The organism is uncultured Campylobacter sp., from assembly GCF_937997535.1.
Lineage (GTDB): Bacteria > Campylobacterota > Campylobacteria > Campylobacterales > Campylobacteraceae > Campylobacter_B.
The window spans coordinates 1-18,930 of the sequence record NZ_CALKTT010000011.1 but is presented as its reverse complement, the minus strand read 5'-3'; the positions used below and the strand labels follow the sequence as shown (position 1 = coordinate 18,930).

The 18,930-nt window shown below is 50.0% G+C and carries 16 protein-coding genes and 2 pseudogenes; 14 read left to right on the top strand and 4 right to left on the bottom strand.

Translation table 11 applies throughout. The annotated features are described in order from the left end of the window. Positions 1-401: 401 nt before the first annotated feature. The 3 genes from Q0117_RS01595 to Q0117_RS01585 all read right to left on the bottom strand — a co-directional run bounded on the left by Q0117_RS01595 (position 402) and on the right by Q0117_RS01585 (position 4,111). Positions 402-1,103: a cytochrome-c oxidase gene (locus tag Q0117_RS01595; RefSeq protein ID WP_297921609.1), complete on the bottom strand. Its 702-nt coding sequence runs from the start codon at positions 1,101-1,103 to the stop codon at positions 402-404. A gap of 464 nt (positions 1,104-1,567) precedes the next feature. Then, positions 1,568-2,638, bottom strand: coding sequence for a transglutaminase-like domain-containing protein (locus tag Q0117_RS01590; protein ID WP_297921607.1), 1,071 nt, complete (start codon positions 2,636-2,638; stop codon positions 1,568-1,570). Between the two features lie 417 nt (positions 2,639-3,055). After that, positions 3,056-4,111 carry a transglutaminase-like domain-containing protein gene (locus Q0117_RS01585; protein WP_297921605.1) on the bottom strand — a complete coding sequence of 352 codons (1,056 nt, stop codon included), beginning with the start codon at positions 4,109-4,111 and terminating at the stop codon, positions 3,056-3,058. Positions 4,112-4,218: 107 nt separating this feature from the next. Between Q0117_RS01585 and cmoB the strand changes: the two genes are divergently transcribed. Further along, on the top strand, positions 4,219-5,112 hold the full coding sequence (gene cmoB, locus Q0117_RS01580) for a tRNA 5-methoxyuridine(34)/uridine 5-oxyacetic acid(34) synthase CmoB (protein WP_297921603.1): 894 nt from the start codon (positions 4,219-4,221) through the stop codon (positions 5,110-5,112). A gap of 468 nt (positions 5,113-5,580) precedes the next feature. Here cmoB and Q0117_RS01575 read toward each other — a convergent pair whose 3' ends face one another. Continuing rightward, on the bottom strand, positions 5,581-6,180 hold the full coding sequence (locus tag Q0117_RS01575) for an MBL fold metallo-hydrolase (protein ID WP_297921600.1): 600 nt from the start codon (positions 6,178-6,180) through the stop codon (positions 5,581-5,583). Positions 6,181-6,271: 91 nt separating this feature from the next. Here Q0117_RS01575 and nadE point away from each other — a divergent pair, with 91 nt between their 5' ends. From nadE to Q0117_RS01510, 13 genes and pseudogenes are all read left to right on the top strand, one after another. After that, the gene (gene nadE, locus Q0117_RS01570) at positions 6,272-7,075 is read left to right on the top strand and encodes an NAD(+) synthase (protein ID WP_297921597.1); all 804 of its coding nucleotides are present in this window, start codon (positions 6,272-6,274) and stop codon (positions 7,073-7,075) included. Positions 7,076-7,084: 9 nt separating this feature from the next. Next, a complete protein-coding gene (locus tag Q0117_RS01565) occupies positions 7,085-8,221 on the top strand; it encodes a DegT/DnrJ/EryC1/StrS aminotransferase family protein (protein ID WP_297921594.1) in 1,137 nt (378 codons plus the stop codon). Next, on the top strand, positions 8,214-9,293 hold the full coding sequence (locus Q0117_RS01560; RefSeq protein WP_297921591.1) for a tetraacyldisaccharide 4'-kinase: 1,080 nt from the start codon (positions 8,214-8,216) through the stop codon (positions 9,291-9,293). The genes Q0117_RS01565 and Q0117_RS01560 overlap by 8 nt, the downstream gene beginning before the upstream one ends. 18 nt (positions 9,294-9,311) lie before the next feature. Then, a complete protein-coding gene (gene argB / locus Q0117_RS01555; protein WP_297921589.1) occupies positions 9,312-10,169 on the top strand; it encodes an acetylglutamate kinase in 858 nt (285 codons plus the stop codon). A 125-nt stretch (positions 10,170-10,294) separates the two neighbouring features. Beyond that, on the top strand, positions 10,295-11,845 hold the full coding sequence (gene thrC / locus Q0117_RS01550; RefSeq protein ID WP_297921586.1) for a threonine synthase: 1,551 nt from the start codon (positions 10,295-10,297) through the stop codon (positions 11,843-11,845). Beyond that, positions 11,842-12,564: a 3-deoxy-manno-octulosonate cytidylyltransferase gene (kdsB, locus tag Q0117_RS01545; RefSeq protein ID WP_297921584.1), complete on the top strand. Its 723-nt coding sequence runs from the start codon at positions 11,842-11,844 to the stop codon at positions 12,562-12,564. The genes thrC and kdsB overlap by 4 nt, the downstream gene beginning before the upstream one ends. Beyond that, positions 12,554-12,709: a hypothetical protein gene (locus Q0117_RS01540; RefSeq protein ID WP_297921582.1), complete on the top strand. Its 156-nt coding sequence runs from the start codon at positions 12,554-12,556 to the stop codon at positions 12,707-12,709. The genes kdsB and Q0117_RS01540 overlap by 11 nt, the downstream gene beginning before the upstream one ends. Continuing rightward, positions 12,706-14,712 (top strand): NAD-dependent DNA ligase LigA, encoded by a 2,007-nt coding sequence (ligA, locus tag Q0117_RS01535; protein WP_297921579.1) that lies wholly within the window; start codon positions 12,706-12,708, stop codon positions 14,710-14,712. Before Q0117_RS01540 ends, ligA begins: the two co-directional genes overlap by 4 nt. After that, positions 14,709-15,296, top strand: a complete 588-nt coding sequence (locus Q0117_RS01530; protein ID WP_297921577.1) for a hypothetical protein — start codon at positions 14,709-14,711, stop codon at positions 15,294-15,296. Before ligA ends, Q0117_RS01530 begins: the two co-directional genes overlap by 4 nt. 716 nt (positions 15,297-16,012) lie before the next feature. After that, a pseudogene (locus tag Q0117_RS01525) lies at positions 16,013-16,513 on the top strand (SAM-dependent methyltransferase); the annotation flags it as partial. Further along, a complete protein-coding gene (locus Q0117_RS01520) occupies positions 16,503-17,015 on the top strand; it encodes a lipocalin family protein (protein ID WP_297921574.1) in 513 nt (170 codons plus the stop codon). The pseudogene Q0117_RS01525 and the gene Q0117_RS01520, both read left to right, overlap by 11 nt. Then, positions 17,015-18,178, top strand: a complete 1,164-nt coding sequence (locus tag Q0117_RS01515; RefSeq protein ID WP_297921571.1) for a riboflavin kinase — start codon at positions 17,015-17,017, stop codon at positions 18,176-18,178. Before Q0117_RS01520 ends, Q0117_RS01515 begins: the two co-directional genes overlap by 1 nt. A 583-nt stretch (positions 18,179-18,761) precedes the next feature. Then, positions 18,762-18,930 (top strand): annotated as a pseudogene (locus Q0117_RS01510) (carboxy-S-adenosyl-L-methionine synthase CmoA); the annotation flags it as partial.

The following is an 18,930-nucleotide window of genomic DNA, read 5'->3' as shown; positions in this document are numbered from 1 at the left end:
TGGAAAAAATTTTGATAATTATATAATGTTCGTATATAAAAACGGATAAAATTTCACCGCGCGGCTAAATTTAAAAAACTTCGATTTTTAGGCGGTAGCGGTGGAATTTTACATCGCCAAACGGCTGGAATTTTAGCAATATTTAGATCTGATTTTGTGTTAGTTTTCGATATAATTTATGCAAAATAGAATTGCGTGCGAGCTTCTGCTAAATTTTAAACAGATCTAGGCTGATTTATATCAAAGCTTCACTGCGTGCCGTTAGCGATAAAATTCTACGTCATAAAATTTTAAATCCACGCGCAGATCCGCTTGAAGAGATAAAATACGACACTAAATTTTTGGCAGCTAAAAATTTCAAATAATGCCGATTTTTCAAAAGTGCCGCTGATTAAGCGACACTAATCGCAGAAGCGCTTATCCGCGTTATTTGCTTTGCGCTTGGCTAGGAAGTCCGCCTTTTTAGTGGGGTCTGCGAAAAACTCGTCCTGCCTAAGTAGCGCGGCGTCCATTTTGTCCTCGGCTGCCTTGAGCGCGGCGGCGCGATCTGCGAAGTGCGATGGAAATTTCTCATCAAATATCGCTTTATACGGGTGTGCCTTGACCCAGTCCCTGGCGCGTGCCGCCGCATCGCGCTGTTTAGCGAGATCGCAGAATGCGTATGGATTTACCACGTTGCCGACGAGTTGTAAAAACGCCGCGTTCGCGGACTCGGTCTCACGAAATATCTCGTCCTTGATGTCGATGACGCGAGCGAAGGTTAGGAATCGATTTTTGCCCGCGTAGAACCAAAACACTGCGTCGTCCTTAAGGCCTAGATCATAAGCGCGTGCAGCGACGGTCATCAGCGTGGTCGGAGCGACCATATCCGGGGCGTCCTCGATGATTTTGATCGCCTTTTTTAGGCTCGCCACGTCGTTTTTCATCAACAGATCGTCGATCGGCTCGTAAACGTGCACGTATTCGGGCCTGCCCTCCTTAGCCGAATAAAACGGCGAAACATAGATGTCGATCGAAGTGATTTTTTCTACTTTATCCTCACCCTGGGCGCTCAAAGTCGCAGCCGCCGCCGCACACAGCAGCAGTGAACGAAATTTTTTCATGGTCTCTCCTTCGGTTAAATTTTATAAATTCTCTTCGTAATTATACCCTTAAATTTTAAGAGCACGAGCTTGATTTTTAACGAATATATTTTTGCGGAATTTTAATTTTCGCGGCAGCTCTATTTTCTTTTTATTCGGCTTCAGCGTGACGCTTTACGCTGCTAAATTTAACGCCGCTAATCGTAAAATTTAGCTCATAATTTAGATCGCTTAGAGCGCACAAAATCGCTCGAAGCGCTATCAAAATTTTAGAATCTTGCGCATCAAAATTTTAAGATTCCGTTCATCTTGAAATTTTAAAATTCCACGCCAAAACAAGGCGCGGAATTTTTTTCCAATGCAGACGCGGCAGCACGCAAATCAGGCGTGCCTTTATGTATCCGCTTCAAAATCGCCTAGCCGAAAGTCTTTTGCATGCCGCTCAAAAGCCCAAGCTAGCCCGCCGCATAGCAAAACGCGAGCCGCTACAGCTCTTTCGATCTGTAATCGTAGCTGAAATCTTTCGGCGAGTAGTAATTAAGCGTGTTGCCGTCCACTTCGCCATAAGGATAGCCGAAATTATTGATCGGAAACTGCGCTGGGCGTGGGCTTAGCGTGAAGTCTCTGCCGTAGTTAAAGCCGATCCAGCACATCTCCCAGTTGCCGAATAAATACTCGCGAATTTTAGCGAGCTTGCTGTCGTCATTGCTTAGCTTCTCGCCCAATCGCACCTTTGTAACGTCTGCGGGATCGACCGGGATCCAGCCGTGGCCTTTTAGATAAAATTCCGCTCTGCAGTGCTGCGCGCCCGAGATATGGCTGACGCCGTCTTTAGGCGCGGCGCCCATTTGAGCGCTAAATCTCGACGCGCCGACGCGGATGCCAAACATCTCTCTTGCGGCTATGCCTTGCGCACGGCAAAGTGCGACGAAAACGCTATTTATGTCGGTGCATTTGCCGCTTAGCTTGCCGCTGCTTAAAATTTGCTTCACGTCTCCTAGTCCGCAACCTAGCACGCTGTTATCGCGCTGCATAGTGTTCGCCACCCACGTATAAATCGCGCGCGCCTTTTCTAGATCACCCTTGATGCCGCCTGCGATCTCGTCTGATTTTTGCTTGACGACGCCGTCGATTTGAATCTGCGTGCTAGGCTCCAAAAACTTCGCCACCTCGGAGTTAAGCTTTTCGTTCGGATTAAATTTCACCTTGCTAAAGTCGGTATTTCGCTCAAAGGTCTCGACGCTAAATTTAATATTTAGCGTGGGCTTTGCCACACCGACGTAGCCGGCATAGAGCGTCGGAATTTCGCCATAGTCCACGGACGGATCGTTGAAATTGCCGTCAAATTTTATGTCGCTTACCTTTTGATACTCCGTGATGAGAGGAAGCGGTATCCAAAGCCGCGTCTGCTTACCCTTCTCCAAAATTTCGTGATTTAGCGATAGCCCGAAAGCTCTCTTTTTGCCAATGACTTTTTCCCCGCCCAAAATGGTACTCGGAGTTGCCATAACGGCGCCTAAAATCGCAGTGTTTCTTAAAAAATCGCGTCTTTGCATGAAATGCCTTCAAAATAAAATGGCTAAGCCTTAGCCCTAATTACGCATGGATTTTAGCCTTTTGCGGCTTTGAAATCGCTAAATTTAAAATTCTGCAAGCCGTAAATTTTAAAATTCTATCCATATTTAAAATTTTAAAATTCCGCTCGCTTTAAAATTTTATAATTTTGCTCGCCGCGGAATTTTAAAATTTCAAAATTTCGCCCAAAGACACGGCGCGAAATTTCGCCAAAGCGGGCATGATAGCCCGCAACCTAGGCGCGCAGGCAGTATGTATTGGCGGCGTAGGCTAAACCACGCAAAAAGCACCGCTGTCGCAAAGCCAAGCGTGCGTTTCGATGAAACGGTTAAGCTTTGACGAAGCGCGGCAGCTTAGCTTAAGCAAATCGAGGCAGCAAAATGCAAGCCGTCAGAAGGCTAAATTTCTCGCGAAAAATACTCGTAGATAAAATTTTTAGGCGAGTACGGATCTTTCGGCGTGCCGCCCACTTCGCAATACGGATGCGAAAAAATTTCGATCGGAACGTGTGCCGGACGCGGATTTAGCACGATTTCGCGAGCATAGTTAAAGCCCAGCCAGCACGGCTCCCAGTTACCGAAAAGATATTCGCGCACCTGCGCCAGCTTAGAATCATCCTCGCTTAAGCCTTCGCCGAGTCGCACCTTCGTAACGTCCGCAGGATCGACAGGGATCCAGCCATAGCCTTTTAGATAAAATTCCGCTCTGCAGTGCTGCGCGCCCGAAATTTCAAGCGCACCACCGCTTAAGGCGCCCATGACGCCCATTTCAGGAGAAAATTTCTGCGCTGCGCCCGTGCGGATGCCGTAAATAGCGCGAGCAGGAATGCCCGCTGCCCTGCAGAGCGATACGAACACGCTATTAATATCGGCGCATTTGCCGCTTAGCTTGCCGCTGCTTAAAATCGCTGCTGCATCGCCGCTGCCGCATGCGATCACGCTATTATCGCGGCTCATATTTTTTGCGACCCACTCGTAGATCGCGCGCGCCTTTTCCAGATCGCCTTTAAGCGAGCCGGAGATCTCGTCTGATTTTTGTTTCGCAGCGCCTTCTACCGAAATTAGCTTTGATGGCTTTAAAAAATCCTCGATCTCGGGGCTCAAGCGCTCATTTTCATTAAAGCTTACTTTGCTAAAATCGGTGTTTCGCTCCGAAATTTCAATATCGAAGCTAAGCTCAAAATAATCATCCTCTTCGCCTACGACACCTTGCTCGCCGTATTTGCCGACGCCCGCTCTTGCCTCTTTATCGGGTGCGAAGCGCGCGTAGTACGTGCTTATATGATCTCCGCAGATAGCAGACTCTTGCGCATTTGAGCGGGCATGATATTCGCCAAGCAACCTCTGATAGGGCTCTTGCAGCACTAACGGCAGCCAAAGCCGCACCTCTGCGCCACTACTTGAAATTTCGTGATTAAACCTGAGACTAAATTTTCTCGTTTTTGCTTCTTGCATTTTTTGCTCCTTTGCTTGAATTGCAAGTCGATTTTATCTCTTTGCGCCTTAAAATGGATAAAATTTTATGTTAAAATAGCGCTAAATTTGAAATTTTAGGATTAAAAATGGATCTGCAAAAAATCAGAGACGAGAACTTTAAAAAGCTGCAAAGCGGGCAAAACCGCGAAATTTTAAGCGCGATCGAGGCGCTGCAAATAGGCGAGTGCAGCTGCGAGTGCGGCGACGTCGTGCGGGCAAGCTTTAACGCAAGCGCGGAGCAAGAGAATGAAATTTTGCGCATCGCGCGAGCGCTAAAGCCGTGGCGCAAGGGGCCTTTCGCGCTGAATGATCTTTTTATCGACGCCGAGTGGCGAAGCTTCGTTAAATTTAACCTGCTGCGGCCATTTTTAAATCTGAGCGGCAAAACCGTCGCCGACGTGGGCTGCAACAACGGCTACTATATGTTTCGTATGGGCGAGCTAGCGCCTGCGCGGCTTGTGGGGTTTGACCCGAGCGCGCTATTTTATCTGCAGTTTCGCTTCATCGAAAAATTCCTCCGCAGCGGCGCGAAATTCGAGCTTTTGGGCGTAGAGCATCTGCCTTTTTACGAGCATAAATTCGACACGATCTTCTGCCTCGGCGTCATCTACCACCGCAGCGACCCAGTAAAGATGCTAAAAGATCTGCGAGCCTCGCTAAATGCGGGCGGCGAGGTGTTTTTAGACACGATGTATATCGAGGGGGCGGGCTATTTCGCGCTGTGTCCGAAAAACAGCTACTCGAAAATTTCAAATATCTACTTCGTCCCGACCGTCGGCGCGCTACAGAATTGGTGCGAGCGGGCGAAATTTAGAGATTTTGAAATTTTGGCTCAAAAGCCCACAGATGCTAGCGAGCAGCGCAAAACGGAGTGGATCGACGGGCAGAGCTTGGAGAATTTCCTAGACCCGCTCGACAGCTCGCGCACGATCGAGGGCTACCCCGCCCCGAGGCGTATCTACGTGCGGCTTCGGGCGTGATGCGCGCCTTTAAAACGCGTAAAATTTACTGAATTTATCGACTCGCGGGGAAAATTTTGCATTCGGCGGGATGTGAAATTTAGCTAAATTTAGCGGGCTCAAGTCGGATTAGATCGCATTGTAGCGGCTAGGGTCGGTACGGCGGCGCGAAATTTTAATTTCGCCTCGTGCATTATGTTTTACGTCTTGTACGCGCGGCGGCGCGGAATTTAGCTAAATTTAATCAAGCGGCGGTAAATTTTAAAATTTTATCTGCGCAGCGCATGCTGGTGCAGGCATCGTGCGAACGCAGCGCAAAATTTAACGCCCGCAGCGGCAAATAAAGCGGTAAATTTCGGCGCCTGCAATGCGAGCAAAGCGGCATAAATTCTAACGCCCACGAGCAAAGCGGTATAAATCTCAAACGCCGACCGGCTTTACACCGCTTCACCGCTTATTGTGCGACTAAGCGCAGTTAAATTTAAACGATCACCGCTCAAAAAATTGCAAAAAATATTTTAAATTTTGCCTCTCGGCCGCTAGGCTCGTATTTGGGCCGTGTCCCGGATAGAGTGTAAAATCGCCCTCTATCTGCAAAATTTTATGCAGAGACTCTCTCATCTGCGCGCCGCTTGAAAACGGAAAATCCCATCTGCCAATAGAGCCTTTAAATATGACGTCGCCGCTAAAGATCACGCCGCCTACTTCTATCATACAGCTGCCCGGCGTGTGTCCTGCAAAGAGACTAAATTTAACGTTAAAGCCTGCTATTTCAAGGCTTTGCTCCTGCCCTTTTATGAGCACGTCCGCCTCTATGGATTCCGGCATCGTCTCAAAAGGATCGGTCCGCAGCATAAAGGCGTCCTCCTCGTGGATATAAATTTTAGCGCCCATCCTTTGCAGCTTCGCGTCGTCATAAACGTGATCGTAGTGCCCGTGCGTATTCAAAACCGCCGCGATCTTTCCCGTATTTTGCATAACCCAATCAAAGCTGCCCTGCCCCGGATCAATCACCAGATCGCCCTGCTCGCCCTTTACGATGTAGCAATTCGTTACGTATTCGCCGAAAGCTCTTTTTAAAATTTGCATCAAAATCTCCTTTTAAGCTTATATTAAAGCCGTAATTTAGCCAAAAATAGCTAAAATTTCAAAGTTAATATAAAATTTTAAGGTTAGCTAAATGCTTTTGGACGACTTATTGCCGCAACTGACCGATTTTTTATCCGCCAAACTCGATGAGGCGGGCGCAGATGCCTTCGTCGTAGGTATAAGCGGGGGTCTTGACAGCGCCGTGGTTTCCGCACTTTGCGCTCTTACGGAGATCCCCACTTACGGACTTATCCTGCCTAGCGGTAATTCAAATTTAGAAAATATGGCCGATGCGATCTTTCACTGCGAATCCTTTAATATCCCCTACGAGATCAAAGAGATAGCGCCGTTTATAGAGAGCTTTATCGCCTTAAATCCGGGCGCAAGCCCGCTTCGCATCGGAAATTTCGCCGCGCGAATACGCATGAGCTTGCTTTATGATTACAGCGCGCAAAAACGCGGCGTAGTCGTAGGCACGAGCAATCTTAGCGAGCGGATGCTCGGCTACGGCACGATCTACGGCGATATGGCCTGCGCGTTTAATCCGATCGGCGAAATTTTCAAAACCGATCTGTTTAAATTCGCAAAAATTTTATGCATAGACGATGCGATCATAAAAAAAGCTCCCAGCGCCGATCTATGGGAAAATCAAAGCGACGAAAAGGATCTCGGATACGACTACGAAATCCTAGATAGCGTGCTAAAAGATATTTTTTCGCACGAAACGCTGCGGACGAAATTTCGCTCAGGCGAGCGAATAAACGCAAACGATCTAAAATATCTGCAAAACTCGCGCCACAATCAAGAGCTGGTGAAATTTATCATCCGTAGAATTCTTAAAAATAATTTTAAGCTTCGCGCGCCCGCGGTCGCCCGCATAGAGCCCGCACACTAAGGAGAGATTATGAAAGAGATACCGTTTTATAAGGCTCAAATCGATAAAAAAGAGGAAGATTTAATTAAAAGCGCCCTCTACAACAGCGATATAAGATATAGCGAAATTTTTGAAGAGGATATTTGTAAATACTTCGGCGTAAAGCATGCCGTATCGACTACGAGCGGCACGACGGCGCTGCATCTGGCGCTTTGTGCGATGGATATTAAGCGCGGAGATAAAATTTTATGCTCCGTAAATTCATTCCCAAACGTCGCCGAAGTGATCCGCCACTTCGACGCAGAGCCCGTTTTCGTAGATATCGATCCGATAAGCTTTAACATCACGAGCGAAAGCCTTGCTCGCACGATAGATCAAAACCGCCACAAGAAACTAAAATGCGCTTTCATCTCGCACATCGCGGGGCTTGCTGCAGATATAGGCGCCATCAGCGAGGTCGCCAAAAGCGAAAATATCATCCTTATAGACGATGCGTGCCGCGCTATGGGCGCTACCTATAAAGGCGCAAAAATCGGAGCGCTTAAAAGCTCGCTCATATCGTGCTTTCAGATCAATCCTCAAGCGCAAGACGCGATCTCTACGGCGGGCTTTTTCGTTACGAACGACGATGAGATAGCAAGCGCCGCGCAAATTTTAAGAAACGGCGGCATCGTGGGAGACGCCTTTTACAAAGACGGCAATATGTCCTTTACCTACGACGTCGATCGTATCGGTCAAAAATACGATCTTGACGCCATAAATTCCGCCTACGCCATCGCTCAGTTTGAAAAAACCGACGCCTTTATAAAGCGCCGCAAGCAGATCGCCGCAGCGTATCGCGAGCAGCTCGCAAACTGCCCTCACGTGACGCTTCCAAGCGACAGCGAGGAGCATATCTATACTCAATTCATCGTAAAGATCGACAAAAACCGCGATGATTTCGCCAAGGCGCTGATCTCGCGCGGAGTGAGCGTTTCGCTGCACTATGTGCCGGTGCATCTGCTAAGCTACTACAAAAGCAAATATAATTACAAGGTCAATGATTTCCCAAATGCGCTTAAAAACTATCAGCAAATTTTATCCTTGCCGATCTACACGGCGCTTAGCGACGACGATGTGAGCTACATCTGCGAGCAGATCAAAGAGATAGCGCAAAATCGTGTTTAAACTCCTAATCGAGCGAAACCTATACGACCCGAGCCCCGCGTGGCTTGCGCTAGGAGTGATTTTAGCGCCTCTTTCGCTACTTTATACGCTGATCGTCTGTCTAAAAAGGCTCTTTGCTAAGCCGCAGAAATTTAAAATTCCGATAATCAGCGTTGGAAATTTAACCCTCGGCGGTAGCGGTAAAACCCCGCTGGTGCGGGCGCTTTTTAAAGAATTTAACGGGGAGTTTAAAACCTGCATCATCCTTCGCGGATACGGGCGCAAAAGCAGAGGCTTGCTCGAAGTAGCGCTCGGCGGACGGGTACTTTGCGACGTGCGGCAAAGCGGAGACGAGGCGATGGAATACGCGCTGTTTTTACGCGGCGCGAACGTGATCGTCAGCGAAGATCGCGCCGCAGGGATATTGCGCGCGCAAACTCTCGGCTTTGAGCTCGTGATCTTGGACGACGGATTTTCTAAATTTAATATCTCTAAATTTGATATCTTGCTACGCCCTCAAAGCGCGCCAAAGCTGCCCTTTTGCCTGCCCTTCGCCGCGTATCGCTCCCCGCCGTTTTTTTATAAATTTGCGGATTTCATACCCTCTCCGAGCGACATCTCGCAGGAGTTTAAAATTGTTTCGGCGGCGGATCTGCAAGGCGCGCTAAACGGCACGGATAAAATTTCAAATTCCGCTGCGGATAAAATTTCGAATTTAAATTTAAATTCTGCCGCAGATAAAATTTCAAATTTAAACCCTACCGAGGATAAAATTTCAAACTCCAAAGAGGCGGGTTTTGAGAGATCCCGCACGATCTTAATCAGCGCTATCGCCAAACCTTGGCGCTTGCAAGAGTTTTTGCCGCTCGCAAAAGCCCACGCATTTTTCCCCGATCATTATGATTTCAAAAAAGAGCAGATTTTAGAGCTGCTAAGGCGCGAGGATGCGGAGCATATCCTTTGCACGGCGAAAGATTACGTGAAATTAAGGGATTTGGGCGCGGAAATTTCGGTGATTTTGCTAAATTTAAAGCTAAGCGAAAACTTTATCCGCGAAATTCAAAACTACATAAACCAAGCTATGATAAAATAAGGTTTTTAAAGGAATTTTATGATAAAAAAGAGCAAAACCGCTGAAGTCATCATCTCCGCGCTGCCCTATATCCGTAAATTTAGAGATAAAATTTTCGTCGTCAAATACGGCGGCGCGGCGCAAACCGACGATGCGCTCAAGCTTGATTTTGCCCGCGATATCGTGCTTTTGCATATGGTCGGCATCAAGATCATCGTCGTGCACGGCGGCGGCAAAAAGATCAATCAGACCCTGGATAAGATCGGCGTGCAGAGCGAGTTTAAGGACGGTCTTCGCGTAACGAATAAAGACGCGATCGAAATTACCGAGATGGTGCTAAGCGGCGCGGTAAATAAAGAGATCACGGCGCTTTTGAACCAAAACGGCGCGCCCGCGATCGGCATCAGCGGCAAGGACGGCGGGCTTTTGAGGGCAAAATTCCTCGATGAGAAAAAATACGGCTTCGTAGGCGAGATCACCGAGGTAAACACCAAGCTGATAAATGACCTGCTACAAAAGGACTATCTGCCGGTGATCGCCCCGCTTGCGGGCGGCGAGGCGGACGAAAACGTGAGCTTTAATATCAACGCCGATCTCTGCGCCAGCAGGATCGCAGCCGCGCTAAAAGCGAGCAAGGCGATATTTTTAAGCGACATTGACGGCGTGCTTGATAAAGAGGGAAATTTAATCAGCAAACTCGATGCCGCGCTCATTTCGAAGCTTAAAAAGGACGGCACGATCGCAGGCGGCATGATCCCAAAGGTCGATGCGTGCCTGCAATGCGTGCGAAACGGCGCAAATGCCGCGCATATCATCAACGGCAAAATTCCGCACTCGATCCTGCTTGAGCTTTTCACGGACGGCGGCATAGGAAGTTTGATAAAGGAAGAAATTTAGACGCGAGCGCGGAGACGGCAGGCTTAAAACCGCAATGCCGCAAGCAAGTCCGCGCAAGCAGTCTAAGCGATCAAATTTAAAGCGCCTAGGCGGGCGTAAATTTTAAAATTTTAAAAAGGAAAAAGATGAAACTGGTTTCAACGAGAGATTTTTCGCAAAAAGCAGATCTTAGCTACGCGCTGCTAAATCCGAGCGCGCGCGGCGGCGGGCTTTTCAGCCCCGAGCGGCTGCCGCTTTTAAGCGAGGATTTTTTAAAGCAGTGCGAGGATCTGAGCTACAAACAGATCGCGCTTAAAATCATCGAGAGCTTCGATTTTGACGTAAGCAGCGAGGTCTTTGAGAGCGCGCTTGGGCGCTACGATAAATTTGAAAACCCAGCCTGCCCCGTCCAGATCAAAAAACTAAGCGAAAACGCCTATATTTTGGAGCTTTACCACGGTCCGACGCTCGCGTTTAAGGATATGGCGCTGCAGCCCTTCGGCGCGCTTTTAAAAAACATCGCAAAATCCAGGAATGAAAAATTTTTAATAATGTGCGCCACGAGCGGCGACACGGGGCCTGCGACGCTGGAGGCATTTGCGGACGACGAAAACATCAAAGCGGTCTGCCTCTACCCACAGGGCGGCACGAGCGAGATACAGCGCCAGCAGATGGTAAAACAAAGCGCGGCAAATCTTAAAATTTTAGGCGTGCGCGGCAACTTCGACGATACGCAACGCGCGCTAAAATCGCTGCTAGCTGATGATGATTTCAAAAACGAACTCGCGCGGGCGAATTTAAATTTAAGCGCCGCAAACTCGGTAAATTTCGGCAGGATTTTATTTCAAATCATCTACTACCTCTACGCTAGTATCTATTTCTCAAAGCACGGCGTATTGAGCCCCGAGCAAAATTTAAAGCAAAGCGATCAGTGCCAGGCGTGCGGTAAAAATTTTGACGCGGCGGGCGCAAATAGCGTGCAGAGCGCAAAACAGGGCTCTAAATTTAACAGCTTCGACGTCATAGTGCCTAGCGGAAATTTCGGCAACGCGCTGGGAGCGTATTTCGCCAAAAAAATGGGCGCAAAGATCGGTAAAATCAAGATCGCTTCAAACGCGAACAATATCCTAACCGAGCTTTTTACGAGCGGGATCTACGATCTGCGCGGGCGCGAGCTCATCCGCACGATCAGCCCTGCGATGGATATTTTAGTTAGCTCCAACGTCGAGCGGCTGCTTAGCGATATGTTCGGCGATACGCGCACGAGCGAGCTGATGCAAAGCCTGGCGCGAGATAAATTTTATCAGCTTAGCGCGAGCGAGCTTGCGAAGCTGCGCGAGGTCTTCGAGGCGGATTTTTGCGACGATGCGCAGTGCGCTAAGTTTATCAAGCAAGAAAGCAGCCGCGGCGTGCTGATCGACCCGCACACGGCGACCTGCTTTAAGCTGCTTGACGAAAGCCGCCTAAATCTCGTCATCTCGACCGCGAAGTGGATTAAATTTACGCCGTCGATGATCGGCGCGATTAAAGGCAGGGCTTGCGAGGACGAGCGAGCCGATATGATCGCGCTTTCGAAGGAATTTCGCAGCGACATTCCGCCGCAGATCTCGCGCCTTTTTAGCGCGCCGCAGGTACACTCCAGCGTCGTGGAGCAAAACGAGATCAAAAACGCCATAATGGAGTGGATAAAAAAATGATAGTAATCCCCGCGCGCCTTGCTTCGACGCGCTTTAAAAATAAAATTTTATGTGAGTTCGGCGGCGTGCCGATGTTTATCAAAACGGCTCAAAATGCCGCCAAGGCAGACCGCGTGCTGATTGCCGTGGATGAGCTGCAAATTTTAAAAATCGCGCAAGATTACGGCTTTGACGCCGTTCTTACTGCGCGCGAGCATCAAAGCGGCACCGACCGCATCGCTGAAGCGGTCGCGAACGCAGCGCTTGCGGAGGATGAGATCATCATCAATATCCAAGCCGACGAGCCCTTTTTTGAGAGCGAAAATTTGATTAAATTTAAAGATTTCGCCAACGCCATGATCGCGCAAAAGGGCGCATTTATGGCAAGCTGCTACAAATACATAAGCCAAGAGGCGGCAGAGGATCCGAATTTAGTCAAGCTCGTGCTCGACAACGCGGGCTTTGCGATATATTTTTCGCGCTCGCTCATCCCCTATCCGCGTGCGGCATGCGAGTACTACCTCGGACACATCGGCATCTACGCATACAGCGTGCGAAATTTAAAGCGCTTTTGCGCTCTGCCCGCCTCGGTGCTAGAAGATACCGAAAAACTCGAGCAGCTTCGCGCCATAAGCGCGGGCGAGAAGATCGCGATGCTAGGTATCGAAACTGCGAGCATCGGCATCGATACGCCGGCTGATTACGAGCGCGCGCTCAAGGAGTTCGGCGATGGAATTTAAAATTTACTCGTTATGCGGCGCACTGTTTGGGGCACAGAAGCCCGCTACAGAGCGTAAAATTCTAACGCAACGTAAAATTTTAGCGGAATGCGGAATTTTAACGGCGCATGGAATTTTAAAATTTAAAGATGCGAGCGCAAGATGAATTACGATGAATACAGATCCGCCGTAGATACGCTAAATGCGTGGGCACGGGCATATTACACCGACGATAAGCCGATCGCAAGCGACGAGGAGTACGACGAGCTTTATTCGCAAGCTGAGAAATTCGAGGAGCAAAACCCCGCGCTAGCGCTGCCCTACTCGCCCACAAGGCGCATCGGAGGCGCGATCAGCGAGGGCTTTTCCAAGCTCGCTCACGGCGCGCAGATGTGGTCGATGGAGGATATTTTCGACGACGCGGACCTTTTGGCGTGGCTAGCTCGCGGCGAGAAGAGCGACGCGCAGTTTTACGTCGAGCCGAAATTTGACGGCGCGAGCCTAAATTTAACGTACGAAGGCGGCGTGCTGATAAGCGCGGCGACGCGCGGCGACGGGCTTATAGGCGAAGACGTGACGCAAAACGCAAGAGCGATCAAATCGGTGCCGCTTCAGATCCCCTACGCGCAAAGGATCGAGATCCGCGGCGAGACGCTGATCGCAAAGAGCGATTTTGACGCGCTAAACGATGAGCGTGCCGCAAACGGCGAGAGCCTGTTTTCAAACCCGCGCAACGCAGCCGCAGGAAGCCTAAGGCAGCTAGATAGCGCGATCGTAGCGAAGCGGAAGCTAAAATTTATCCCGTGGGGGGTGGGCGAGCATTCGCTAAGCTTTGCGCTGCACTCGCAGATAATGGAGTTTGTGCGTAGCCTAGGTTTTTTGCGCGACGAGTTTTGCCGCATCTGCAAGGACGCGAGCGAGATCAGGAGCGCGTACGAGGCGCTGCATAGCATGCGCGCAAGCAAAGATCTGATGCTAGACGGCATGGTAATCCGCGTAAACGAGCTTTCAAAGTGCGCCCAGATGGGCTATACGGTGAAATTTCCGCGCTTTATGGTCGCGTATAAATTTCCCGCGGTCGAAAAGGTAACGCGACTGCGCGAGATCAATCTGCAGATAGGCCGCACCGGCGCGGTCACCCCCGTAGCCGTCGTAGATAGCGTAAATATCGATGGTGCGAACGTTTCAAACGCGACGCTTCATAATTTCGACGAGATCGCGCGGCTGGGGCTGATGAAAAACGATTTCGTGGGCATCATCCGCAGCGGCGACGTGATCCCGAAGATCACGAGCGTTTACAAACAGCGCAGAGACGGCATGCAGAGCGAAATTTCGCGCCCCGATCGCTGCCCCGTCTGCGGCGAGAAGCTGCTTGACGAAGGCGCGCTCATAAAGTGTCAAAATCTCGATTGCAAGGCGCGTGTGATAGGTTCGCTGATCTATTTCTGCTCCAAAAAATGCATGAATATCGAAGGGCTAAGCGACGCGACGATCACGCAGCTTTTTGAAAGCGGCAAAATTTCAAAGATCGGCGATATTTACGCCCTAGGCGCGCAGGATTTGGCGGGACTTGAGGGCTTTGCGGATAAAAAAATTTCAAATCTTTTGGGCGCGATAAACGCGAGCAAAAACGCGCCTCTTGAGCGCTTCATCGCTTCTTTAGGGATCGAACACATCGGAGAGGTGGCCGCGCGCAAGATCGCCGCGGCATTCGGGCAGGATTGGCTGAATGCGAGCGAGGATGAAATTCTGCGGCTGGAGGGCTTTGGAGAGGCGATGGCAAGAAGCCTAGCGGAGTTTTGCAAGATAAATCGCGAAAAAATTCTAAATTTAAGCGAAATCATCATGCCTCGCGCGCCCGAGATACAGACCACCAAAAGCGCCTTCACGGACCGCAGCGTCGTCATCACCGGCACGCTCAGCCGTCCGCGCGACGAGTTTAAGGCCAGGCTTTTGGCGATGGGCGCGAAAGTGCAGGGCTCGGTATCGGCAAAGACCGACTTCGTGCTCGCAGGCGCAGAAGCGGGCTCCAAGCTGCAAAAAGCTCGCTCTCTTGGCGTGCGGGTGATTGATGAAAGCGAGTTTGAAGCGCTTGCGAGCCTAGCGACGACCGACACAAATTCGCCTAGCAAGAGCGAGCCTGAAGCGCTCGCAGGGAGCGGCAAGTGAAGGTCTTCTGCTTTGTGACAAACCCGCACGCAAACGGCGCGAGATTAAATTTCAAAAGCAACCTTCGTCCTGCGGCGCTTGCGTGTTTTACGAAGCGCGAGAATTTTAAAAATTTTAAAGAGTGTGAGGAGGCGGTAAATTTGCCGCTAGAAACGAGGATAGCAAATCGAGCGGTCGGCGCAGTATCGTCAGGCTTTGAGGTACGTGCAAAAGTAGCAAATCGAGAGGCGGTTTCTGCTAGGCGCGCGGGCTCTGCCTGCCGCGGCGCCAAGACGGCGCACACGATGCCAATAGATGCGGCTGCAAGCAAGAATATCTCAAATTTTGCGCCACTCAAACACTGCGCCGATAGGAAAAATTTTAAAATTTTCGCTAGCGGCAAAATAAAATTTGCAACGCACGGCGAGCGGAAATTTACAATGCGCAGTATGGCTAAATTTGCGGCACGGCGCGGGTTAAAGTTTGAGCCTTGCGACACTGCTGCACGCGACTTTGCTATGCGCGATAAAATTTTAAGCTCAAGCTCGCGCAAAAACTGCGCAAGCTTTAAAATTTCATCGCGGCGCGGAGAAAAGACAAAATGAGATTTGATCTGCTCGTCGCAAATACGCTTAAAATCAGCAGAAATCAGGCCGCTGCGCTGATAAAACAGGATAAAATTTTGCTGCGAGGCGCCGTGCAAAACAGACCCTCTGTGCAGATCGCGCCCGAGCAGAGCGGCGAAATCTGCACTACCGAGCAAATTTACGTAAGCAGGGGCGCGCTCAAGCTTGCGGGCTTTTTGGATGAGCTAGCCGAAAACGGGCTTTTGGCAAGCTGCGGCGCAAATTTGCCTAGCACGGCGGCAGAAATTTCAAAGCCGTATAGCAACGCAAAGAGCGCGGATAGCAAAGCGGCAGCGACGCAAAGAGCGGGCGAAGTAACGACGCAAATTTCAAGTGTCGATTTTGCGACTACGGATAAAATTTTAGGCGCGAACGAGACGACCGAAATTCCAAGCGCGGCTGTCGCGACGACAAAGAGCGCGAAAGCGACTACCGAGGCGCTCCGTACCGCAAAAACTAGCGCCGAGACGGCGGAGCTTTTACAAACCGGTGCAGGCAAGCAAACAGTGGAATTTTTACAGACGAGCGCGGGCGCCGAAACGGCAGGACTTTTACAAACGGACGCAGACGCCGAGACGGCAGAGATTTTAAATGCGGCGAAAGCCTCTAAATCAGGTGGAAAGGTAGACGCGTGCCGCAGAGAAGGCAGTGCGGAGCCTATGCAAGCAGAGCCCTCGCAAAAAGATATTTTAAATTTAGCGGGAGCCGATGTTTTGGACGTGGGTAGCAGCACCGGCGGATTCGTGCAGATTTTATTGCAGCGCGGCGCAAAGAGCGTGACTGCGCTTGACGTCGGCAGCTCGCAGCTAAGCGAAATTTTGCGGCGCGATCCTCGCGTGATCGTGCGCGAAAACACCGACATCAGGGAGTTTGCGAGCAAGGAAAAATTTGATCTAATTACCTGCGACGTGAGCTTCATCTCGCTAAATTTGATCCTAAAAAGTCTCGCTAGCCTTGCAAAAAGCGCTCTCATCGTGCTATTTAAGCCGCAATTCGAGGTGGGCACGGAGGCGAAGCGAAATAAAAAAGGCGTGCTCAAGGACGAAAAAGCGGTGTGCGTCGCACGGGCGAAATTTGAGCAGCTATGCGCCGAGCTGGGGCTTGCCACGCTGCATGCCGGCGCCTGCAAAATCACGGGCAAAGAGGGAAATAGGGAATTTTTCTATCTTCTAAAAAGGATGAACGATGAAATTTAAAAACTTAATTATCTTGGCGTTTTGCGCGCTATTTTTGGGCTCATGCGCTAAAAGCTTAAACCCCAAAGCGCCGATCGTAAAAAACTTCGACATAGCTAAATTTAGCGGCGGCTGGTATGAGATCGCCCGTATGAAGGGCGGCGGCGAGCTGCAAAACACCGCGTACGAGTGCTTTATCGATAAAAACTCCACGATCAATCTTTTAAAAACCGCCAAAACAAGCTCAGGTAAAATCGAAAACGAGCAGCACGTGTTGGAGTTTGCGGGCGATAAAAACGTAGGTCTGCTCTATCAAAAAGGTCTGATTTCCGACTCCCTCTACCGCGTGGCGCAGGTGGACGGCGACTATCGCTACGCCCTGATCTTCGGCGCCGATACAAGCGAGCTGTATATCCTCTCGCGCACCAAAACCCTACCCGAGCCGATCCGCATCGTTTATCTAAAAAAGGCGAAGCGCAGCGGCTACGACACCAAAAAAATCGTCTGGACGAAGCAGAAATAATGGATGAAATTTTAAAGCAAAATCCGCCCAAATCCCCTTCGCAAGAGAGTGAGAACCATCTGGAAAGCGAAGCTTTAATGCCTTGCAGCGAGGGTCTGCGCAAAATTTTAAAAGCGGAATTTGAGAAGGGCGAAATTTTTGCCTCGCCGCAAAACGCCGCCCGCGAGGAGATCCGCGCCGTAGCGATCGGAAATTTCGACGGTATGCATCTGGGGCATCAAAAATTATTTGAAAATTTAGGCGAGCATGGCGCCATAATCGTGGTTTTGACGGGCATTGGAAGCAAGCTCACGCCCTTTGCGTTTCGCAGCGCATTCACGCAGAAAAAAATATTTTACTGTGAGCTTAGCAAAATCAAAAACCTAAGCGGAGGCGAATTTATCGAGCTTTTAGGGCAAAATTTCATAAATTTACAAAAAATCGTCGTCGGCGAGGATTTTAGATTCGGGCGCGATCGAGCCTGCGGAGTGGAGTTTTTGCAGCGCGAATTTCGCGGGCAAACCTGCGTCGTAGGGGAGTTTTGCTTGAGCGGCAGCGGTGTGCATTCAAGCAGGATCAAGGAGCTTTTGTCGCGCGGACGGTGCGAAGCGGCGGCAGAGCTTTTAGGGCGAGATTACGAGCTCTGCGGACGGATCGTGCGCGGCCAGGGGCGCGGGGCGCGAGAGTTCGTAGCGACGCTAAATCTCGAGCCTGGTTGGTTTTTTATCCCAAAAAGCGGCGTTTACGCAACTATCACGAGCGTGCGCGGCGCAAGATACAAAAGCGTGAGCTTTGTGGGAGAGCGCCTTAGCACCGACGGGGCTTTCGCGCTTGAAACACACATTTTAGGGGAGTTTGCAGGCTTTGAGGCTGTAAATTCCGCGCAATATCGCCCGCCGTGCTGCGGGGAGCAAGCAGCATATTTTGCGCAAAATTTAGATGAAATTTCAGCGCGTAATTCGGCCGAAATTTCTACGCAGAATTTTGCGGCGAGCGAAAGCTTGGGCGCCGAGAATAAAAATTTAGAGGCTATGGACAAAAACAGCGGCGCGAAATTTGCCTACGTGAAATTTATAAAGTTCCTGCGCGAAAATCAAAATTTTACCGATCCGGCGCGACTTAAAGAGCAAATTTTAAAAGACGTCGCCGAAGCGGAGCGGATTTTGCAAGGTCGCGAAATTTAGTAGCGCTTTCCGCTCTCGGAGCCTTAATGCGCTTTTGGCTTAAGTATGCGAAGCGGACGCAAGCTGCGACAAGATTGGCGATCGCGCAAATTTGGCTGTGGCAAAGCCCAAATTAGCGGCTAACCCTTGAATGCAAAACAGGAGCTAAGCCGCTAAATTTCGCGTCTAGCCAAGCGCAGATTTTACCGAGCTTAAAATTTGCGGTGCGCAAAATCGTAAAATGCTTACGAAATTCCGCTTGCAGGGCTTTTGAGCATTATGCGCCCATGTTTAAAGAATTTGAAGAGGCTGCTTTAGCGGTGCAAAATTTGGCGACATAAAATTTAAAAGCCAAAGTTTAACGGCGCGAGCTCTAGGCTCGCAAGGCGCTAAGCTGAGCATAAAATTTACTCGCGTAAATTCCGCGCCGACTAGATTGCAGCTCGAAGCTCGGCGCGAGCCGAGATGTAGCGCGTCCACAATCAAAGAGCGCGCGCCGCGTCTGAAATTTAGGCGATCCGCGCGGGCAAGTGCGGCAAAAATCCTGCGCTCGGCGGCCGCAAGACGGGTACTGCGCGAATAGCAAAGCAAAAAAAGGAAACAGATGAAAGACGAAATTTTTAAAGAGCCTATCAAAAAGCAGTTCGAGTTTGACGCCAGCGTCGCGTCGGTTTTCGACGATATGATCGGCCGCAGCGTGCCGTTTTACGAGGCGAGTACGCGGCTTAGCAGCGAGCTTTTGGCGCGGATACTGCCGCAAAAGGCACGCGTGA